The organism is Flavobacterium ardleyense (genome assembly GCF_033547075.1).
In the GTDB taxonomy this organism is placed as follows: Bacteria; Bacteroidota; Bacteroidia; order Flavobacteriales; family Flavobacteriaceae; genus Flavobacterium; species Flavobacterium ardleyense_A.
Genome location: NZ_CP137891.1, coordinates 448,329 through 468,127 on the forward strand (window position 1 = coordinate 448,329; position 19,799 = coordinate 468,127).

Below are 19,799 nucleotides of genomic sequence, written 5' to 3' on the forward strand. Positions count from 1 at the left end.
TTTTAAAGATTTATTTATCAGTTACACAACCCGTTGATGCACTAGAAACACATTTGGCATATTTAAATAAAACCCCTTTGGTTGCCTTGAGTTCGGGATGTTGCCATTCTGCTTTTCGCTTTGCTAATTCGTTAGCGCTAACTTTTAAATCAACACTATTGTTTTTTGTATCAATCGTGATGATATCGCCGTTTTTCACCAAAGCAATTACGCCACCATCTTGCGCTTCGGGCGTAATGTGACCAACTACAAAACCGTGTGTACCGCCCGAAAAGCGACCATCGGTAATTAATGCAACGTCCTTTCCTAAACCGGCACCCATAATCGCCGAAGTTGGCTTTAGCATTTCGGGCATTCCCGGTCCGCCTTTTGGTCCGCAGTACCTGATAACAACAACATCACCCGCTTTTACCTCTCCATTTTTCACACCGGCAATAACCGCGTATTCATCGTCGTAAACTCTGGCTGGTCCTTCAAAAAAATCGCCTTCATTGCCACTTATTTTGGCAACGCTGCCTTCTGTCGCGAGATTGCCGTACAATATTTGCAAATGTCCGGTTGCTTTTAATGGCTTATCTAAAGGAAGAAAAACATCTTGACCATTACTCAAACTCGAAACATCTGCTAAATTTTCTGCTACTGTTTTACCCGTTACAGTTAAGCAATCGCCATGAAGAAGTCCGTTTTCTAACAAATATTTCATCACGGCAGGAACGCCGCCTACTTTGTGCAGGTCTTCCATCAAATATTTACCGCTAGGTTTTAAATCGGCTAAGACTGGAATCTTATCACTTACTTTTTGAAAATCTTCCAATGTTAATTCGATGTCCACCGAATGTGCCATTGCGATTAAGTGCATCACCGCATTGGTCGAGCCACCTAAAACCACTACCATAGTCATCGCATTTTCGAATGCTTGTTTGGTCATAATGTCTTTTGGTTTTATATCTTTTTCCAATAGCAATCGGATTGCTTTTCCCGCGTCCAAACATTCTTGATTTTTCTCGACACTCAATGCAGGATTCGAAGAACTGAAAGGCAAGCTCATTCCCAATGCCTCAATCGCTGATGCCATTGTATTTGCAGTGTACATTCCGCCGCAAGCGCCTGCACCCGGACACGCATTTTTGATTACCCCTTTAAAATCCTCTGGAGTTATGCTGTTATTAAACTTTTTACCCAAAGCTTCAAAAGCCGAGACTATATTCAGCGACTCACCTTTCCATTTTCCAGAATGAATACTACCACCATAAACCATTATCGATGGTCGATTTAACCGTCCCATAGCCATGATCGAACCTGGCATATTTTTGTCACAACCAACAACCGCCAACACTGCGTCGTACCATTGCGCGCTAACCACCGTTTCTATTGAGTCGGCAATAACATCGCGAGAAACCAATGAGAAACGCATTCCGTCAGTGCCGTTTGAGATTCCGTCACTAACGCCAATTGTATTAAAAATTAGTCCTACTAAGTTTTCAGCAACCACACCAAATTTTACGGCTTTAGCCAAATCATTTAGGTGCATATTGCAAGTATTGCCTTCATAACCGGTGCTAACAATACCTACTTGTGCTTTATTCAGATCTTCTTCGGTTAAGCCAATTCCGTACAGCATAGCTTGAGCGGCTGGCTGTGTTTCGTCTTGCGTAATAGTTCGGCTGTATTTATTTAATGTTGTCATTAGTGTGTGGTGGTTAATACTTTTTCTGATTTTCTAACTAATTCTGAATATTCATTTTGTAATTTCTTACCAATAGAATCACTCCAATCCAATGGGAATTTATAATCATCAACCGACTCAATCCCTATGATTTCAGCAGCGGTACCACAATAAAAAGCGCTATCGGCAGACTGTAATTCCTCTAGTTGAAATTGGCCTTGCTTCACTTCTACACCAAACTTTGCCGCCATTTCTAATACCGTAGCTCTAGTAATTCCAGGCAGGATATTTCCTAATTGCGGTGTAAACAAGACGCCACCTTTCTCAAAAAACAAGTTTGCTCCTGGACCTTCGGCTATAAAGCCATCGCTATCAAGCAGTAATGCTTCATCAAAACCATGGTCTTTCGCTTCGTTAGTGGCCAAGATTGAATTCACATAATGACCACAAACCTTGGCTTCGATTTTTACAGATTTAGAGTGCGGACGGCAGTAGGACGACACTTTCAATCGAAGTTGCTTATCACCTAGATACGCGCCCCATTCCCACGCGCAAATCATTATCGAAACATTATTTGGTCGGGACAAACTCATATTTGGATCGCAGAAAACTAGCGGTCGCACGTAGGCATCTGATAAATTGTTTCTTTCTAGAAGCTCGTAGGTCGCTTCCACCAATTGATCAACATCAAAATTGAAAGGAATATTGATTAACTCAGCCGAGTTTTTAAGACGTTGATAATGTTGTCTTGATTTGAAAACGCTGGTTCCATTTGCAGTGGCATAAGCACGGATTCCTTCAAATACACCATAGCCATAATGTAGAGTCTGACTATATAAGTCGGTTGAAGTTTCGCTTGCTTTGACAAATTTTCCGTTGAGATAAATTAAAGTTTCGTTGTTGTAGTACATTTTATTGGTGATTTTGATAATTTATGAAATAAAAAAAGCCTTTCTCAACTGAATGAGAAAGGCTTAAAATTGGACAATACCAGCCTGACTCACCCGAAGGGGCAAATGATAATAATGCTGATAATAATAATTGTGTATGTTGTCATAATATGAATTGATTTAAAATAAAAAAGCCTTTCTCAACTGAATGAGAAAGGCTTAAACTTGGACAATACCAGCCTGACTCACCCGAAAGAGCGAATAATAATGCTAATAATAATTGTAGATCTTGTCATTTTAGATATGTTGATAATTGTAATATGTATTCTAGGAAATTTCTATTACCTAATTGGCTAACTGATGCAATGCGTTTTTATTTATGATCATATCTGCAATTGAATCCCAAAGTTCAATGCGTTTTTTTAAGGACTCTTTGGCTACAAATAGTGCTTCATCCCATTTCTGCTGATCACTTTTACACAACTCAGTGATCATTTCAAGTGAAAGTGGCCTATGTTCATCTCCGTCTAAGTCTATATGTCGTTGGAGATAATACCTCAGTTTACTAAAAGTGTTTTTTTCTGGATTTGAGTTTTTTAGAATTTCAATAAACATATCTGGAATAACGTCTTCCCTGCCAAAAGTAAATGCTGAAGCTACAAGATGAGGTTTATTTGTTTCGATTATAGAAAAAGAATACTTTACAAAACTTAGCACTCTAGGATCAATGTTAACCTGATTAAGAGAATTATCTACACTGTTGCCAGTTTTTATTAAATCTATAAACTTGTTTATCTCACTGGTTTTTGCTCCTATTTGATGCATAGCGTCTAAGTACATTTCGAAATGACTTTTAGGTTCGCCCAATTCATTTATATCACTTTCCTCTCCATGAACAATTTCATTAATAAATCTTGATAGCTTAGCATTTTCTGCGGGAACCCATGGAGTACTAACGTTTGTTAAGTTTTGTTGCAAATTTTTTAGAAGTGACATAAAATCCCAAACCGCAAAGACATGACTTTCCATAAATAGTTTTATGTCCTCTATGGTTTTCAAATTGTGATACAATCTGTGCTCATTTAATTGAATGCGCAAAGGCGCTAATTCACTTTCTATCTGTTGCATTGTAGTCATTCGATTTCTGTTTTAATAGTTGTTTGAAAAAAGTCACAAAAAAAGCCTCCTAATTTCTCGGGAGGCTTTAAATATAATTTATATAAATCTATAGCATTCCCTTCGCAGATGTGATAATCACAATAGCGATAATAATTGAAGAAATGATAATAGATGTGTTCATTGTTGTTTTGATTCTGCGACAAATGTAGAAATAATATTCAATTATAAAACTAAATTCATTAATATAAATTTTTCGCCTCGGCTATTTTGGATTTCAATGCATTGAAAACAGATTGATTCAATAGATGGTGACTGCAATCCACTTCACCGACAATTTGTCACATTAATATAGCTAGAACAGCAAAAATTCAACACTATTCTGTCTTTTTTACATAAATTGACTATCAGAATATGATTTTTTTGGTTTGGTATTTCTTTTGTATTTAATCAAGAAATCGACGTCGAATAGATCAGAAATTGTTTAATTTAAAACTTTTAATTATGAGTACATCAGTAATGATTCCTAAAAACGGAAGTTTTGCAAGCAAAAATACAAATTCAAACTTCCAAAATTGGTCAAGCTTTCTAGACGATATTTTCTCAAAAGAATTGCCGTCGTCATTAATGTCAAATTATGATTCAACTTTAAGCTTGCCAAAAGTAAATATAAAAGAAGATGCAGAATCCTTTATCATTGAGGCTGCAGCTCCAGGACTCGAAAAGTCTGATTTTCAAATTAATTTAGAAAATCGAGTATTAAGCATAGCCGTTGAAAAAGAGGTCAAAAATGAATCGGAAAACGAGCATTATAGACGAAAAGAGTTTGGCTATAGCTCTTTTAAAAGATCATTTACTCTTCCAGAAACGGTAAACGAAGAAGGTATAAAAGCTGAATATAAGGATGGAATTCTTAATATTTCCTTGCCAAAGAAGGAAGAGGCTAAACAAAAGCCTGCCCGAAATATCGAAATATTTTAACGATTAAGAATAAGCCTAACATGCAAAGTGTTGCCTGCGTACAATTATGCAAAGCAGCACTTTTTTTATTTAGATAAGACATCTAATGAACTTGCAAATAAGGGTTTAGGTAAAACTGAAGATTTAGATTAGACTGCAAACTGCTTTAGGTGGTGATCTAAGTGCTTGTAAAATAAATAATGCCACTCTTGACTTGTAAGCTTTCCGAAAGAATGACTTTCTCTATTATCAAAGTAACTGCCACCTAATCTTTGTGTCTTTAGTAAGTTGGCACACAGTTTTTCTTTCTCTACTTGAAAATCTCTAGTCCCTTCGATCATAAATTCAGGAGCAGTTTGTGCGCTTCTTTTGTAAGGCTTGTCGCCGACCACAACTTTTTTGACAAAAGTCTTAAGCAGCCATTTCTTAAAAGCATCGGGCTTCGCAATTGTATCGTCATAAACCATAGTGTAAGCCACATTGCAATGGGCAAGCATTTGATCAACTGACATAGTACCCCAAATCCTTTCACTGTTTGGACTTAATAGATTAATTCTATCTATAACCTTTTGGGTTTCTACTTTATCGAAAATCATCTTCATTGTTTGTACTTAAAAATAAAAAACTATGGACCTCTTTTTTAGAATTAATCAGGTTCGCTTACAAATTTATTCCGCGTATAAAGGTAATGGTATAGGAAAGATATTTTCTTTATAATTTGCTTACAATACTAAATTTTAATCTTTTTGCTATTTCTAAGTTTTTACGTCGAGCACTATAACTAGCTGATTGTTAATTTTTTCAATCATAGAAATGGCAACCGTAATAAAGTTATAACTTTGCAACCTTTAATTGCAACTCACTGCAGTTTTCGAAATATACAAATAGCACGCTTTGAACGTAACCATAAAAAAATTCTTTTCAGGACGCAATTTCTTTATACTCGGAATTTTACTTATTATAATAACATTCTGTTCAACTTACGTATTAGGAAATCTGATTACTGATATTTCTGAAGAGGCAAATGCGGTAAATACGGAGCGTAGTTTTCTTAAAAGACAGGAAGTATTAGCACAAGAATTTTTGAACTTGCAAAAAATCAAGGATCAAGTAGCAACTGTTGTTGAGGTAAGCTCTCTTGATAATTTAAGCAATAATCTCCTAGTCTTAAGTGCTGTTCATAAGAATGACAGTTTAATCAAAAACAATTGGTTTCAGGTTAATCAGCAACAAATTCAATTTACGCAACCGACTCATAGTGCCGACTTACAGTTTCAAGTAGATGATTTACTACAACGTAGCGGTGATAAAAGCGAATTTAATCAGATTATTAAAGAAGACAATTTTTTTCTTTTGCGATTATTTTTCAAAACCCTCAGATCTGATGGAAGTATTGTTCGATATGGCTATGACATAGATTTGGAGATGTTGCACTCCTATTTTTTTACGATAGATCAAAATCCATTGCTCAGATTGTCAAGCATTCAAGTCAGAAGATAGAAATTATTCTTACTTTAAAACCTGCCGATCTTGAGCCGATTATTTTGAGCAAGAAAGAAATAAATAAGTTTAAAAACTGGCTGGATACATAAATGTCTGATGTCATACTAAAAGACGAACTTAGTTTCTTCGTGCCAAATTTTCCGGATTGTATTGACAACATTTGTGAGATTTGCATTTTTGCTTCAAGGTTTCCAAAACGATGTAGGTACTAATTTAAAATTGGTTTCTATTCGAAGTTTCCTCACAATCTGTATTCACAAACTTGTAAACCTGACGCAGGAGGGCACGAGCGGCAGCGAACTGGCCAAGTAATCTCATTTGGAGATCAAGCTGATTTTTTTTAAGTTATAAGTTCAATTCATCACAGTAATCGCTAGAAAGAAACTTTCATATTTATTCCTTTACAATAATCAAATCTCCTTTTTCATTCAATTTCTCCACTTTCCAACCTTTGTTTAGTTTTATTTCATAAAACTCACCCACTATCGTTTGTCCATCAATATGTAAAGGAATAGGAAAAATGTACTTCAATTCTTTTGGTATTTCTAAGATTCCAGAAGTCCCTAATTTCTCTTTTCGTTGAAGGGTTTTAAAACTTCCAAAATTCAAACCTCCCGATCCATCTATCCCGACTAATTCGGAATAAACAACGCCTACATCTTTTAGAATCAAAGTTCCATTCATATCAAAAGTTTTTGCAAATCGCTTATCAATTAAAGTGACAGACAATGTTGGATTATCGACAAGGAGATTAGTATAATGTAAAACATTCTTTTTGTGATTTTCTTCCCGCTCTAATTCTTCCTTCCCTATAGTGGCAAAATTTGATCTCTGATTTGCAGTTTTTAAATCTAATTTTGAAATCTTTAATGGCTTTTTCAAAAGTTTAGTTTCGTAGATATTCAAAAAATTATATACCTTATTTAAACCTTGCTTCCAATCCAGTTCAAAATAATCAAAAATAAGCCCGTACGCTGGGCCTGTTGCGTAAGGAAATGCTCTTGTATAAGTGTCGGCAGATTCTCTTTTATCAAGTTGTTGTAGTGCTTGTTTGTACTTGTCGGAATGAGAAGACAGTTTAAAAGCAGTATAATTTGCCAATCCTTCTGAAGTTTCTATTTGAAGTTCTTTGTCCAAGAATTCGCTATATTTTTCTTGCCGTAGTTTTCTATAAATAAGTGCATCATTAAAGAAATTTAATACTGACTTTCTAGGTTGCTTTTCTTTGATGGCGTCTATCGTATTTCTTAAAGCTTGAAACTCTAACCTGAGCCATTCTCTAGCATCATAATTCTCCAAATAAAGGATTGGCAAACCGTTTAAGGTAATTTGCTTTTCTTGTAGAACATGGAACAATTCGTGTATAATGGTTGAAGAATTGTCATCCAGAGAATTAATTAAGACGATTGCATATCGCTTTCCATTGTATTCTTGAGTTGTATTGGATTGAAAAATTGTATTTTCTGGAACGGTCTTAAAGAATATAATAGAATCTGTAGTTTGACTGTCAGGAAGTTGAATCAGACTATAAATAACATTGTTTTGATCTAAAATTAGAATGTCTTCACTCCACAAATTATAACCCCAGAGTTTACCATTGTCAACAGTTAGCAGATCTCTTGATTTGAACAGCTCCGATTTAATCTTCTCTCTTGTTCTCTCTGGCAATGCTTCTTCGTTAGCTTTCACTTGATTGATGAAGGAAGTCCACTTTGGCAAAACTTGTAAAGATGCAAAATCCTCTTCTATCAAAATCTGTTGAGTATTTGAATAAAATTTTTGGTTAGCCAAATGCTCTAAGATTTCAAAGCCTTTTTTACGTTCTTGGTTTAAAGAAAAAATACGAGCTCCATTGTATAGTGCATAGTTGGGTAAATCATATCCAGCTACTTCAAACAATTTTGAAAACTCCAAAGCTGCATTATTATAATCTTTATTGTCGTAAAAGGTCAAAGCGTTATCATAAATAGCTTGATTCGATTGACTATAAACATTTAAAGAGATTAATAGAAATAAGCTTGTTATTGTTTTCAAAATTTTATTTTAATATTGGATGAGAATTGTACTTACAAATATAGCATACGGATTCTATACTTATCCGGTGATAAATCCAATTTTAAGAAATTGTTTAAATTATTCCCTTTGCTTAAATTTCGTTTATTTTAATATTGATACTGTTGGTTTCTCCTTCTCGAAGGTCTTACAAAATCTTATAGGTATAAATTGAAAGAGCCCTTACATTTGAAGTCTCTCAACAAGTCATATTCTCAAAATTATCATTCTGGTTCAGGAAGACCCCAGCGAAAGCGAACTGGCGAAGCAATCTCATTTGAGACTAAATAACATTTACCAAAATGTAAAAACGTAATTCCAAATCAAAAACCTCACTCCAATTTTAGCACCAGTCTCGCGTGAGGGATGGCAGCGGAACTCCTTTGTTGTGGCGTTGCGGAGCAAAAGCTACAACAAAGAGTGGGAGTGAACAGCCCGGCCCAAAGGGACACGCCCAAAAAAAGATTATCAACTGAAAACCAATTATTCTTCACTAGGAACGATCACGGCTGTGGCTTTCTAGAAAAATCCGTATTTTTACAAAAATATTTGCTGTGAACATCTATCCTGATATCTTTAATATATCCTCTAAAAAAGAATTTAAAAAAATTGCACTCAAGGTTTTTCGGTTTCAGTATGAAAACAATGCTGTATATCGAGAATTTTGCGAGGCATTGAAGGTGGAAAAACATCTGGTAAAAACCCTTGACGAAATTCCGTTTTTGCCGATTCAGTTTTTCAAAAGTCATAAAGTGGTGAGTAGTACTGACAAACCTCAAGTGATTTTTACGAGTAGCGGGACGACCGGAACCAAGACTTCTCAGCATTTTGTGACAGATGTGAGTCTGTATGAGCAGAGTTACAGACAGGGATTTGCGGAATTTTATGGCAATATCGAAGATTATATTTTTCTGGCACTTTTGCCATCTTATCAGGAAAGATCGGGCTCTTCGCTAATTTATATGGTGGAAGATCTGATTTCACTTTCACATAATGAGGACAGCGGTTTTTATCTTTACAACCACGACGATCTGATTGCAAAGCTTCGGGAATTTGATAAACTAGAGAAAAACGTTATTTTGATGGGCGTGACTTATGCGCTTTTGGATTTAATTGAAAAAGAGAAATTCGATCTCAAAAATCTGATTATTATGGAAACTGGCGGAATGAAAGGTCGCCGAAAAGAGATGATTCGCGAAGAATTACACGAAATTCTCTGTGATGGTTTTGGCGTAAGCAGCATACATTCAGAATATGGAATGACCGAATTGTTGTCTCAGGCTTATTCGCTTGGCGATGGCGTTTTTAATTGTCCGCAATGGATGGATGTGATGATGCGCGATACCGAAGATCCCCTCAGTTATATTGGGAACGGAAAAACTGGAGGTATCAATGTGATTGATCTTGCAAATATCAATTCTTGCTCGTTTATTGCGACGCAGGATTTAGGAAAAAAATACGATAATGGTACTTTTGAAGTACTCGGCAGATTTGACAATTCGGATATTCGAGGTTGCAATCTGATGGTTTTGTCTAGTCCTAAATAAGCGATACAGATTATTAGACAAAAATATTTAATTAAACACTTGCAAAATCATTTTCGCAAGTGTTTTTTTTTGTTTTTTAGGTTCTCATTTTAATTATGTTCTGCAAATGCATTTGGTTAGGAGTTAGCATATAATTAGAATAATGTGGTCGTAGTTCATTGTAAGTGTCAATTGATTCCTTAACCAGGCTCTTCATTAGATTCAATTTTAGATTGTATTTGTCAATCATAAATTCCTGTTTTAATATCCCATTGATTCTTTCGGCCACGGCGTTTTCGTACGGATCTGAGTTCTGTGTCATACTAGCTACTATTCCATTTTTTCTTAAGATCTTTTGATAATCCTTTGCGCAATATTGTAGGCCTCTATCCGAGTGATGAATTAGTGGAACTTGCTTGCTTTTCCTTTGTTTAATTGCCATCCTCAATGCTAATGCGCTGCTTTCAGTATTCATATTGTCGGCAACGTAGTGTCCCATAATCTTCTTAGAATATGCATCGGTAATGATGCTTAAATAACAAGGATTTTCTCTTCTGCCTATGTATGTTATATCAGAGACCCATACTTGATCAGGTCTGTTTATTTCTAAACCAAGGACTTGATTTTTATGTTTTCTAAAGTGATGATGTGAGTTAGTTGTGATGTGATAGCTGCGTCTAGGCTGGATTAGTAAGTGATTAGCCCTTAATATATTAAATAATTTATCCCTGCCTATTTTTAATGGTTTCAATTGATCCTTTAAAAGATGGTACGATTTCTTTGTACCAAGTCTGGGCATAGATTTCCTAATATATAGAACCATCGATACAACTTCAATTGCTTTAGACTCTTTTACGGACTTTCTTTTAATATTTCGATAATAAACCTGTCTGTCTACCCCGAACAAATTACAGGCGAACACTACTGTTTGGTGTTCTTGCTCTTTAAAATTGTCGATTGTTCGGGTGAGGAGTTTTTTCGTATATCAATTTTATATTCTTTCTCAGCGAGATCAATCATCATATCGAAAATGATTGCTTTTTTATCTGCAACAAAAGCTTGGTGTTCCAAAAGCGACTTCTGCTTCTCCAGTAGTTTTACTTTGGCTTCAAGCTCCATTACCTTCTGTTCTGGTGACTTTGTCATAGTAGTTGGTATTTGATTCTCCCAATCAAAGTTACCGAATTTTCGCAACCAATTAAGAACCGTACTATGACTTTGTATCCCATATTCTTTGGTTACTTCAGAAATAGACCGAGATCCTTTCTCTATTTCTTGAACAATTTGTAATTTAAAAGACATAGTGTAGTCTTTCTGTGTGCGCTTGATGTAGCGGTTTCCCTGATCTTCTTTCATAATGATACATTTTGTGTATCGCTATTTCAGGACGGGACATTTTATAAAATAAAAAAGCTGTGTTCATTACAAACACAGCTTTTTTTATTGAATTGATTTCAGATTATTTAACCTGAATAATGAAGTAGTTTTTCTTTCCGCTTTGCAGCAAAATAAACTCATCATTTATAAGATCTGACGTAGATAATTTATACTCTTCGGTCACTTTCTCTCTATTTACAGAAATCGAATTTGCCGTTAATGCACGTCTAGCTTCTCCGTTTGACTTGAAAAATCCAGTTTTCTCATTTAGAGCAGTGATGATTTCTAATCCTTCACCAAGATCTTCTTTCGAAATCTGTGCTTGAGGCACACCATCAAAGATATCTAAGAAAGTTGCTGCGTCAAGTTCTTTTAAATCTGCTGCTGTTGCTGACCCAAAAAGAATTCCTGAAGCTTTCACCGCTTTGTCATACTCTTCTTGATTGTGCACAAATACCGTAATTGATTCCGCCAAAGCTTTTTGTAAAGTTCTCAAATGCGGCGCTTGACGGTGTTCTTCGATTAATTTTTCGATTTTTTCTTGATCGAAAAAAGTGAATATTTTGATGTATTTCTCCGCATCTTCATCTGCTGAATTCAACCAAAATTGGTAGAATTTGTACACCGATGTTTTGTCTGTATCAAGCCACACGTTTCCACCTTCAGATTTTCCGAATTTAGTTCCGTCAGCTTTAGTAATAAGTGGAGTTGTCATTGCAAAAACTTTTGCTCCTTCACCACCCATTCTGCGCACAAGCTCTGTACCAGTAGTGATATTTCCCCACTGATCAGAACCGCCCATTTGCAGTTTTACATTGTGGTTTTTATATAGATAATAAAAATCGTATCCTTGAATTAGTTGATAGGTGAATTCTGTAAACGACATTCCGTCGCCGATTTCTCCATTCAAACGTTTTTTTACTGAATCTTTTGCCATCATATAATTGACGGTGATTCTCTTGCCCACTTCACGCGCGAAATTGATGAAACTAAATTCCTTCATCCAATCATAGTTGTTCACCATGAAAGGCGCATTTGATTCGGCCGAATCAAAATCTAGGAAGCGTGACAAAACACTTTTAATTCCGGCAACATTCTTGGCCAAAGCTTCGTCATCAAGTAGATTACGCTCATCAGATTTCCCAGAAGGATCTCCAATCATTCCCGTTGCACCTCCTACGAGAGCGACAGGTCTGTGTCCAAAATTCTTTAAATGTACCAGCAAAATGATTTGCACCATACTCCCGATGTGAAGTGAATCTGCCGTTGGATCAAAACCGATATATGCTGTAGTACATTCTTTAAGCAATTGTTCTTCGGTTCCCGGCATACTGTCGTGGTAAAGTCCACGCCAGCGTAATTCTTCAACTAAATTTTTCATTATAAAATAAATTTTGGCAAAGATAACCTATTATGTTCAGTTGGAAATCCAAAACATATATTTTGAGCATTAATTAGCATAACTTTGCAGCTATGATTTTAGTTACAGGAGGCACAGGACTAATCGGGGCACATCTACTACTCTCACTCACCGAGACCAATGATCGCGTACGTGCCATTTTTCGAACTGAATCGAGTCAAAATAAAACTAGGAACTTATTTAAGCTTTATAATAAGAGTCATCTTTTTGAAAAAATTGAATGGGTAGAAGCAGACATTAATGATATTGAGCTTTTAGATATCGCTTTCGCTAAAATTACCCACGTTTACCATTGTGCTGCCTTGGTATCATTTGACCCGAGGGCTGAGCTGAAACTCCGCAAAATCAATATTGAAGGTACTGCCAATATTGTAAATTTCTGCTTGTATCACAAGGTCGAAAAACTCTGTTATGTAAGTTCGATTGCAGCTTTGGGTGATGCTAAAACCGAAGGTGATTTGATAACTGAATCTACAGAGTGGAATGCCGAAAAGCTTCATAGCGACTACGCCATTACCAAGCACGGCGCCGAAATAGAGGTTTGGCGGGGAGAACAAGAAGGACTAAATGTGGTGATTGTAAATCCATCGATTGTTTTAGGACCTGGATTTTGGGATTCTGGAAGCGGCGAAATATTTTCTAATGTCGAGAAAGGTTTGAAATATTACACACTAGGAATGGCGGCCTTTATTGCAGTAACTGATGTAGTAGAACAGATGATTGCCTTGATGAAATCGGATATTTCTGGAAAACGTTTTATCTTATCAGCTGAAAATATCAGTTATAGAGATTTAATCAATTGGATTGCAGATACACTCAAGAAACCACGACCAACAATTGAAGCAAAAAAATGGATGACTAATATCGCTTGGCGTCTTGATGCTTTGAAAACGACACTCTTTGGAGGAAGAAGGCACTTGACGAAAATTACCGCACAGTCACTTCACAGCAAAACTTTGTACAGCAATAAAGCAATAACAGAGGCAACTTCAGTAACTTTTATTCCGATAAAGGATTATTTAAAGAAATTCAAAAAAAAAGAATCGTAGAAAGACTAGTTTGGAGACAGCGTCTTTAATTTTTTTTCGAGCCTTTTATTTACACTGTCATAAAGTGAGTGGTAATTTTCAATATCAGCGGCATAATATTTTATACTATTGGCAAATTGCAGGCTATCTATTGAATACTTTTTGTAAACATAATTATTAGTTTCAATTTGATACTGCTCCAAAACAATAGGTTTTTGGGACTTCGCTGCTTCCAGAATTGATAAATCATAAATGATATCCACCATCTTTTCTCTTTCTATCAGATTCTCCGGCTTTTTGGTAGCATTAGAATTACAGCTGATAGAAAGAAGAAAAAGTAGAATTATAGATAAAATATTTTTCATTTTATTTTCTATCAAATAACAAACGCTGTCCCTTGCGAACATCTTTAATTTTACCATTTGCATAAACAAGATTTCCATTTACAAAAGTATGAGTCACCCTGGATTTGAAGTTTAAACCTTCAAAAGGAGACCAACCACATTTGGCAAGAATATTTTCTTTCTTAACGTTCCATGGTTTGGCAGTATTTACAATTACAAGATCGGCATGATAACCAACTTTTATAAAACCTCGTTTTTCAATCTGAAATAATTTGGCAGGATTATGAGCCATTTTCTCAACAATTTTCTCTATAGAAATTTTTCCACGAAGGTAATTTTCGAGCATTGCAACTAGTGCATGCTGCACCATAGGCCCGCCAGATGGAGCATTTAGATATGGCAATTTTTTCTCTTCAAGAGTGTGAGGCGCATGATCTGTTGCAATTACGTCAATACGATCGTCAAGAAGTGCCGTCCAAAGGGCATCTCTATCAGCGGCGGTCTTAATTGCTGGATTCCATTTGATAAAATTTCCTTTGGTTTTATAATCTTCATCAGAAAACCATAAGTGGTGAATACAAACTTCAGCGGTGATTTTCTTTTGTTCTAATGGAATTTTATTTGTAAACAAGTCTAATTCCTTGGCAGTAGAAACGTGAAAAACGTGCAGTCTTGCGCCAGTTTTCTTTGCCAAAGCAACTGCTTGTGATGATGAGATATAACATGCTTCGGTACTTCTGATTAGCGGGTGAGCTTCGGCAGGAATATTATCTCCGTATTCTTCCTTAAATTTTTCAAGATTTGCTTTAATTGTCGCTTCGTCTTCGCAGTGAACGGCAATTAGCGTTTTGGTATTAGCAAAAATGTTCTCGAGAGTTGCTTGATTATCGACAAGCATATTTCCTGTTGAGGATCCTAAAAAGATTTTCACTCCTGCAACATTCCTTGGATTGGTTTTTAAAACTTCTTCAAGATTATCATTTGTAGCCCCCATCATGAAAGAGTAGTTTGCAAATGAATTATCACTAGCAAGACCATATTTCTCTTCAAGTATTTCTTGGGTTACAGCATTTGGTACTGTATTAGGTTGCTCGATAAAGGATGTGATTCCACCTGCAACTGCTGCACGAGATTCAGATTCGATATCACCTTTATAAGTAAGACCTGGCTCTCTAAAATGCACTTGATCGTCAATTATTCCAGGAAGTAAAAAATTACCTTCCGCATCAACAACTAGACAATCACCAGATTTTGGGCTAATATTTTCTTCTATTTCAACGATATATTCTCCATCTATAAATACATCTCCTTCAAAAATGACACCTTCATTAACAATCTTTGCATTTTTGATTAAAACCTTTCCCATCTTATTATAATTATAATCTATTAAATAATTTTTTTAATCTAAGCGTAATCACCCCAAAGACAGCTTCGGTAATAATGGCATTGCTCATTTTTGAAACACCTTTTGTTCTATCTGTAAATATAATCGGCACTTCCTTGATTAGAAAATCTTTTGCATAAGCCCGGTACTTCATCTCTATCTGAAAAGCATATCCAACAAATTTAATTCTATCGAGATTAATAGCTTTTAGAACTTGTCTCTTGTAACAAATAAATCCTGCCGTGGCATCGTGAATTTTCATTCCAGTAATCATCTGCACATACACAGATGCAAAGTAGGACATGAGCACACGACTAAGTGGCCAATTGACAACATTTACACCAGTTACATAACGAGAACCGATGGCGACAGAGGCATTTTCGACTGCACAAGCATTGTAAAGTTTGATCAGATCTTCGGGATTATGAGAGAAATCTGCATCCATTTCAAATATATAATCATATTTTCTCTCGAGACTCCACTTGAATCCATGAACATATGCAGTACCGAGTCCCGACTTCTTTGCTCTGTTCTCTAAAAACAGTTTTCCAACAAATTCAATTTGTAACTTTCTCACCGTATCGGCAGTGCGATCTGGCGAATTGTCATCAACAATGAGAACATCAAAAGATTTTTCTAGCGAAAAAACCTTTCTAATAATGCTTTCGATATTTTCGATTTCGTTATAAGTTGGAATTATAACAATACTATCGCTCATTGAAATTCTATTTGTGGCAAAAATAAACTATTTAAGATACTTCGCTTCATAAATATTTAATAATAATAAAACTCTATGCGCAGCGCGCTATAGCTCATAAAAAAACGGTGCATTTTAAGATTAAAAGAGTTTTTATTAGAAACAAATAAAGCACCAAAAAACCAAAAAATTATTAATTCAAATGCAGAAAATATTGCTCTAGCGTAGTTTAAAATTACTAATTTTGCATCCGATGAACGAAATGATTTTACATACACGGCAATTGGAGAGCAATGATTGGGCAACCTTTATCTTTTTGGTTTCACTTATTCTTATAGCAGTTGTAAGCAATGTATATGAAAAGCGATTTTCGGACTTTTTGCGTTTAGGAATTTCTGATAAATATGTAAAAGTCTATCGTGAAAGTAGCAATCTAGTTTCGGGCTTTAATATTCTGCTGTTTGTTTTGCAATTGATTTCTCTGTCGTTTTTCATACAACTCTTTATTAGTGCCGCCGGTATGGGCAGTAAGACAGATTGGATATTATTTGTTCGAATATTTACACTTACTACAAGTTTTGTATTAATTAAATTCTTAATTGATAAAATTATAGCATTAACGTTTAATATTGAGGAGTTTGCTGAAATGTTTAATCTCCGTAAGATCACCTACCGCACATACTTCGGACTTCTATTACTTCCAATAAGTTTTGGTCTATTCTTCTACAGTAGTGTCAATTTTAGCATTTATTTAATAGTTTTAGCGCTTTTTCTTTTAGCAAATGCGTTAATTTACCTTGCGTCATTAAAGAATTATCAAAAATTCCTTAGTGGCAAATTGTTTTATTTTATTTTGTATCTTTGCGCTTTGGAAATAGCTCCCTACTATTTTATGTATTATTGGTTTACAAAAAGCTAGAATTAGAGAACAAATATGAAAGTGAAAACAATTTTGGTGTCACAACCCGAGCCTAAAGTAGAAAATTCACCCTACTTCGATTTACAACAAAAATTAAAAGTAAAGATAGATTTCCGTTCTTTTATTCACGTGGAAGGAGTAAATGCCAAAGAAATACGAGCGCAGAAAATAGACATTAACAACTATTCGGCGATTATCCTAACTAGCAGAAATGCAGTGGATCACTTCTTTAGGGTTGCAGACGAAATGCGTTTCAAAATTCCTGAAACTTTGAAGTATTTTTGCCAGTCGGAAGCGGTTGCGTTTTATCTTCAGAAATACGTGGTTTATAGAAAAAGAAAAATTTATGTTGGCCAAAAAGATTTTGCTGACTTAGTACCACTTCTAAAAAAGTATAAAGACGAAAAGTTTCTATTGCCGGCATCAGAGCAATCTAGTATTGAACCACAGACAGTTTTAAATAATTTGAAAGTTGATTGGACACAAGCTACTTTTTACAAAACTGTAATAAGTGATCTTTCTGACCTTGCAGATGTTTATTATGACATTATTGCATTTTTTAGCCCTACTGGAATCCGTTCATTGTATAAAAACTTCCCTGATTTTGAACAAAACAATACGCGTATTGCGGTTTTTGGAAGCACTACGCAGCGAGAAGCTTTAGACCTTGGTCTTCGAGTAGATATCATGGCACCTTCTCCTGACTGTCCTTCTATGACAATGGCTTTGGAAAAATATGTATTGCAGGCAAATAAAGAATTAAAAGATAAATAAACCATCGCGGATCCGATTCCTCTTCGGTTTTTACCCAATAAAAAGAGTTACTTTAATTAGTAGCTCTTTTTTTTTGCTCTGTTTCTGTCAAGTTATTTGATTTAGAATTTTTAGAAGTAAAATGAAAATCTGCACTTTACTTATTTAAAAGAATTGCCTTTCAAGAAAAAAACTTCTGGTAAATGGCAGAATCCGCAGCAACATCTTCGAAGGTGTCTTCCCTTAGTTACAGTAGCTTTGTTGCTGGATTCTTTCGGCGAAAGCCTACTTCTAATTCTATTAAAACTACTTTCAGTTATTCAAAAGAGTTGCCTTCAAACAATCCAACTTCTGTTCAATAGCGATGCTTGCTGCAACATCTTTCAAGAATTCAATTCTATTTCAAAATAAGTTTTGTTGTTCAGTTCTTTCGGCGAAAGCCAATTAAATTACTGAATAGAAATCCTAAAGCATAAAAAAAGAGCTACTTAAAAAAGTAGCTCCTTCTATATAATTTAAACTGAGATTAAGCTCTTGGAGCTCCAGCCATGATTTCTTCGTTTGCAAATTCTTCAAACTTAGCAAAATTGGCTTTGAATTTCTGCGCAAGTTCAACTGCTTTTTCGTCATAAAGGTCTTTGTCATCCCAAGTATTACGAGGATCTAAAATCTCGTTTGGCACATTAGGACAGTCTGTAGGAATACTGATTCCGAAGATTTTGTTTTCTACAAATTCCACATTATCAAGATCTCCACCCAAAGCAGCATCGATCATTGCACGAGTATATTTTAATTTCATTCTGCTACCTGTACCGTAAGCACCGCCGGTCCAACCAGTATTGATAAGCCAAACTTTTACGCCAGCATCTTTCATTTTCTTACTCAACATTTCGGCATATTTTGTTGGGTGCAGCGGCATAAATGGCGCGCCAAAACAAGCTGAGAAGTTAGGTTGTGGCTCAGTAACTCCCGCTTCTGTACCAGCAACTTTTGCAGTATATCCAGAGATAAAGTGGTAAGCCGCCTGACCTGGAGTTAATTTTGAAATTGGAGGCAAAATTCCGAAAGAATCGGCTGTAAGCATAAAAATATTACGTGGATTTCCTCCTTTTGACCCTGGCTGAATATTATCAATATGATAAATTGGATAACTTACACGAGTGTTTTGAGTGATAGAAACATCATCAAAATCAACTTCGTTTGTTCCTTCTTTGAAAACTACATTTTCTAGAATTGCACCTCTTTTGATAGCATCAAAAATTTCAGGTTCATTCTCTTTGCATAGGTTGATAACTTTTGCATAGCATCCACCTTCAAAGTTGAATACTACATTTTCGTTTGTCCAACCATGCTCATCGTCACCAATAAGTTTGCGTTTTGGATCTGCAGATAAAGTTGTTTTTCCAGTTCCCGAAAGTCCGAAGAAAATTGCTGTATCTCCGTCTTTTCCAACGTTTGCACTACAGTGCATTGGCAAAGCATCTTTGTCTACTGGCAAAATGAAATTTAAAGCAGAGAAAATCCCTTTTTTAATTTCACCTGTATAACCTGTTCCACCAATAAGAGCAATTTTACGAGTAAAATCCAAAATTGCGAAGTTGTGTTGTCTTGTACCATCAATGGCAGGATCTGCCATGAATGTTGGTGCACAGATTACGTGCCAGTCAGGAGCAAAACCCGCTAGTTCACTTTCGTCCGGTCTCAAAAACATATTATAGCAAAACATATTTCCCCAAGGAGTTTCGTTTATTGCTCTAACATTTAATCTATATTTTTCGTCAGCACAAACGTAGCTATCTCTTACATAAATCTCTTTTCCGTCAAGGTGCTTGATAACCTTGTCATATAAAGCATCAAATTTGGCTGATTCAAAAGGAATGTTCACTTTTCCCCACCAAACCTTATCTGCTGTAATGCTATCCTTTACAATAAATCTATCCATTGGAGAACGACCTGTAAACTCACCAGTGTTAATTGCCAAAGCACCGCTAGAGCTCTCCACTCCTTGGCCCAACTTCACGGTAAGATCTTGAAGTTCGTCCGGACTTAATTGGTAATGAACATTGGAATTTTTTATTCCCAGACTCTCTAGTGATATAGATTTAGCTGTAAGATCGGTATTATCCATAATGTATGCTTTAAGTTGTGTGTATGTATAGAAGGC

Annotated in this window: 18 protein-coding genes; 6 read left to right on the plus strand and 12 right to left on the minus strand. The window is 35.6% G+C overall.

The window, feature by feature from the left end:
* Positions 1–10 precede the first annotated feature (10 nt).
* The 3 genes from ilvD to SBO79_RS01985 all read right to left on the minus strand — a co-directional run bounded on the left by ilvD (position 11) and on the right by SBO79_RS01985 (position 3,693).
* On the minus strand, positions 11–1,687 hold the full coding sequence (gene ilvD / locus SBO79_RS01975; RefSeq protein WP_318641370.1) for a dihydroxy-acid dehydratase: 1,677 nt from the start codon (positions 1,685–1,687) through the stop codon (positions 11–13).
* Entirely contained in the window at positions 1,687–2,577 is an 891-nt protein-coding gene (locus SBO79_RS01980; RefSeq protein WP_318641372.1) for a branched-chain amino acid transaminase, read from the minus strand. Before SBO79_RS01980 ends, ilvD begins: the two co-directional genes overlap by 1 nt.
* Before the next feature lie 324 nt (positions 2,578–2,901).
* The gene (locus SBO79_RS01985) at positions 2,902–3,693 is read right to left on the minus strand and encodes a DUF3050 domain-containing protein (protein WP_318641374.1); all 792 of its coding nucleotides are present in this window, start codon (positions 3,691–3,693) and stop codon (positions 2,902–2,904) included.
* 483 nt (positions 3,694–4,176) lie between these two features.
* Between SBO79_RS01985 and SBO79_RS01990 the strand changes: the two genes are divergently transcribed.
* Positions 4,177–4,653, plus strand: coding sequence for an Hsp20/alpha crystallin family protein (locus SBO79_RS01990; protein ID WP_318641376.1), 477 nt, complete (start codon positions 4,177–4,179; stop codon positions 4,651–4,653).
* A 128-nt stretch (positions 4,654–4,781) separates the two neighbouring features.
* Here the strand turns inward: SBO79_RS01990 and SBO79_RS01995 are convergent, their stop codons facing one another.
* Positions 4,782–5,228: a DUF1569 domain-containing protein gene (locus tag SBO79_RS01995; RefSeq protein ID WP_318641378.1), complete on the minus strand. Its 447-nt coding sequence runs from the start codon at positions 5,226–5,228 to the stop codon at positions 4,782–4,784.
* Positions 5,229–5,526: 298 nt separating this feature from the next.
* On the opposite strand from SBO79_RS01995, the gene SBO79_RS02000 reads away from it, so the two are divergent.
* Positions 5,527–6,132 (plus strand): hypothetical protein, encoded by a 606-nt coding sequence (locus SBO79_RS02000; protein ID WP_318641380.1) that lies wholly within the window; start codon positions 5,527–5,529, stop codon positions 6,130–6,132.
* 396 nt (positions 6,133–6,528) lie between these two features.
* Here SBO79_RS02000 and SBO79_RS02005 read toward each other — a convergent pair whose 3' ends face one another.
* The gene (locus SBO79_RS02005; protein WP_318641382.1) at positions 6,529–8,169 is read right to left on the minus strand and encodes a hypothetical protein; all 1,641 of its coding nucleotides are present in this window, start codon (positions 8,167–8,169) and stop codon (positions 6,529–6,531) included.
* Positions 8,170–8,741: 572 nt separating this feature from the next.
* Between SBO79_RS02005 and SBO79_RS02010 the strand changes: the two genes are divergently transcribed.
* Positions 8,742–9,734 carry a LuxE/PaaK family acyltransferase gene (locus SBO79_RS02010; RefSeq protein WP_318641384.1) on the plus strand — a complete coding sequence of 331 codons (993 nt, stop codon included), beginning with the start codon at positions 8,742–8,744 and terminating at the stop codon, positions 9,732–9,734.
* A gap of 76 nt (positions 9,735–9,810) precedes the next feature.
* Here the strand turns inward: SBO79_RS02010 and SBO79_RS02015 are convergent, their stop codons facing one another.
* The 3 genes from SBO79_RS02015 to tyrS form a co-directional block, all read right to left on the minus strand.
* Positions 9,811–10,635, minus strand: coding sequence for an IS3 family transposase (locus SBO79_RS02015; protein ID WP_318641385.1), 825 nt, complete (start codon positions 10,633–10,635; stop codon positions 9,811–9,813).
* Positions 10,635–11,069, minus strand: coding sequence for a transposase (locus SBO79_RS02020; RefSeq protein ID WP_318640142.1), 435 nt, complete (start codon positions 11,067–11,069; stop codon positions 10,635–10,637). Before SBO79_RS02020 ends, SBO79_RS02015 begins: the two co-directional genes overlap by 1 nt.
* A 103-nt stretch (positions 11,070–11,172) precedes the next feature.
* Positions 11,173–12,471 (minus strand): tyrosine--tRNA ligase, encoded by a 1,299-nt coding sequence (tyrS, locus tag SBO79_RS02025; protein ID WP_318641387.1) that lies wholly within the window; start codon positions 12,469–12,471, stop codon positions 11,173–11,175.
* Between the two features lie 92 nt (positions 12,472–12,563).
* Here tyrS and SBO79_RS02030 point away from each other — a divergent pair, with 92 nt between their 5' ends.
* Positions 12,564–13,559 (plus strand): NAD-dependent epimerase/dehydratase family protein, encoded by a 996-nt coding sequence (locus SBO79_RS02030; protein ID WP_318641389.1) that lies wholly within the window; start codon positions 12,564–12,566, stop codon positions 13,557–13,559.
* A 5-nt stretch (positions 13,560–13,564) separates the two neighbouring features.
* Here the strand turns inward: SBO79_RS02030 and SBO79_RS02035 are convergent, their stop codons facing one another.
* From SBO79_RS02035 to SBO79_RS02045, 3 genes are read right to left on the minus strand one after another with little or no spacing between them, the layout of a single operon-like run.
* A complete protein-coding gene (locus SBO79_RS02035; protein ID WP_318641390.1) occupies positions 13,565–13,903 on the minus strand; it encodes a DUF4296 domain-containing protein in 339 nt (112 codons plus the stop codon).
* Position 13,904: 1 nt separating this feature from the next.
* The gene (locus tag SBO79_RS02040; protein ID WP_318641392.1) at positions 13,905–15,248 is read right to left on the minus strand and encodes a dihydroorotase; all 1,344 of its coding nucleotides are present in this window, start codon (positions 15,246–15,248) and stop codon (positions 13,905–13,907) included.
* A 10-nt stretch (positions 15,249–15,258) separates the two neighbouring features.
* Positions 15,259–15,984: a polyprenol monophosphomannose synthase gene (locus tag SBO79_RS02045; RefSeq protein WP_318641394.1), complete on the minus strand. Its 726-nt coding sequence runs from the start codon at positions 15,982–15,984 to the stop codon at positions 15,259–15,261.
* 232 nt (positions 15,985–16,216) lie between these two features.
* On the opposite strand from SBO79_RS02045, the gene SBO79_RS02050 reads away from it, so the two are divergent.
* On the plus strand, positions 16,217–16,882 hold the full coding sequence (locus tag SBO79_RS02050; RefSeq protein ID WP_318641396.1) for a DUF4271 domain-containing protein: 666 nt from the start codon (positions 16,217–16,219) through the stop codon (positions 16,880–16,882).
* 15 nt (positions 16,883–16,897) lie between these two features.
* Entirely contained in the window at positions 16,898–17,656 is a 759-nt protein-coding gene (locus tag SBO79_RS02055; protein WP_318641397.1) for a uroporphyrinogen-III synthase, read from the plus strand.
* A gap of 505 nt (positions 17,657–18,161) precedes the next feature.
* On the opposite strand, the gene pckA is transcribed toward SBO79_RS02055, so the two are convergent.
* On the minus strand, positions 18,162–19,763 hold the full coding sequence (pckA, locus tag SBO79_RS02060) for a phosphoenolpyruvate carboxykinase (ATP) (protein WP_318641399.1): 1,602 nt from the start codon (positions 19,761–19,763) through the stop codon (positions 18,162–18,164).
* Positions 19,764–19,799 lie beyond the last annotated feature (36 nt).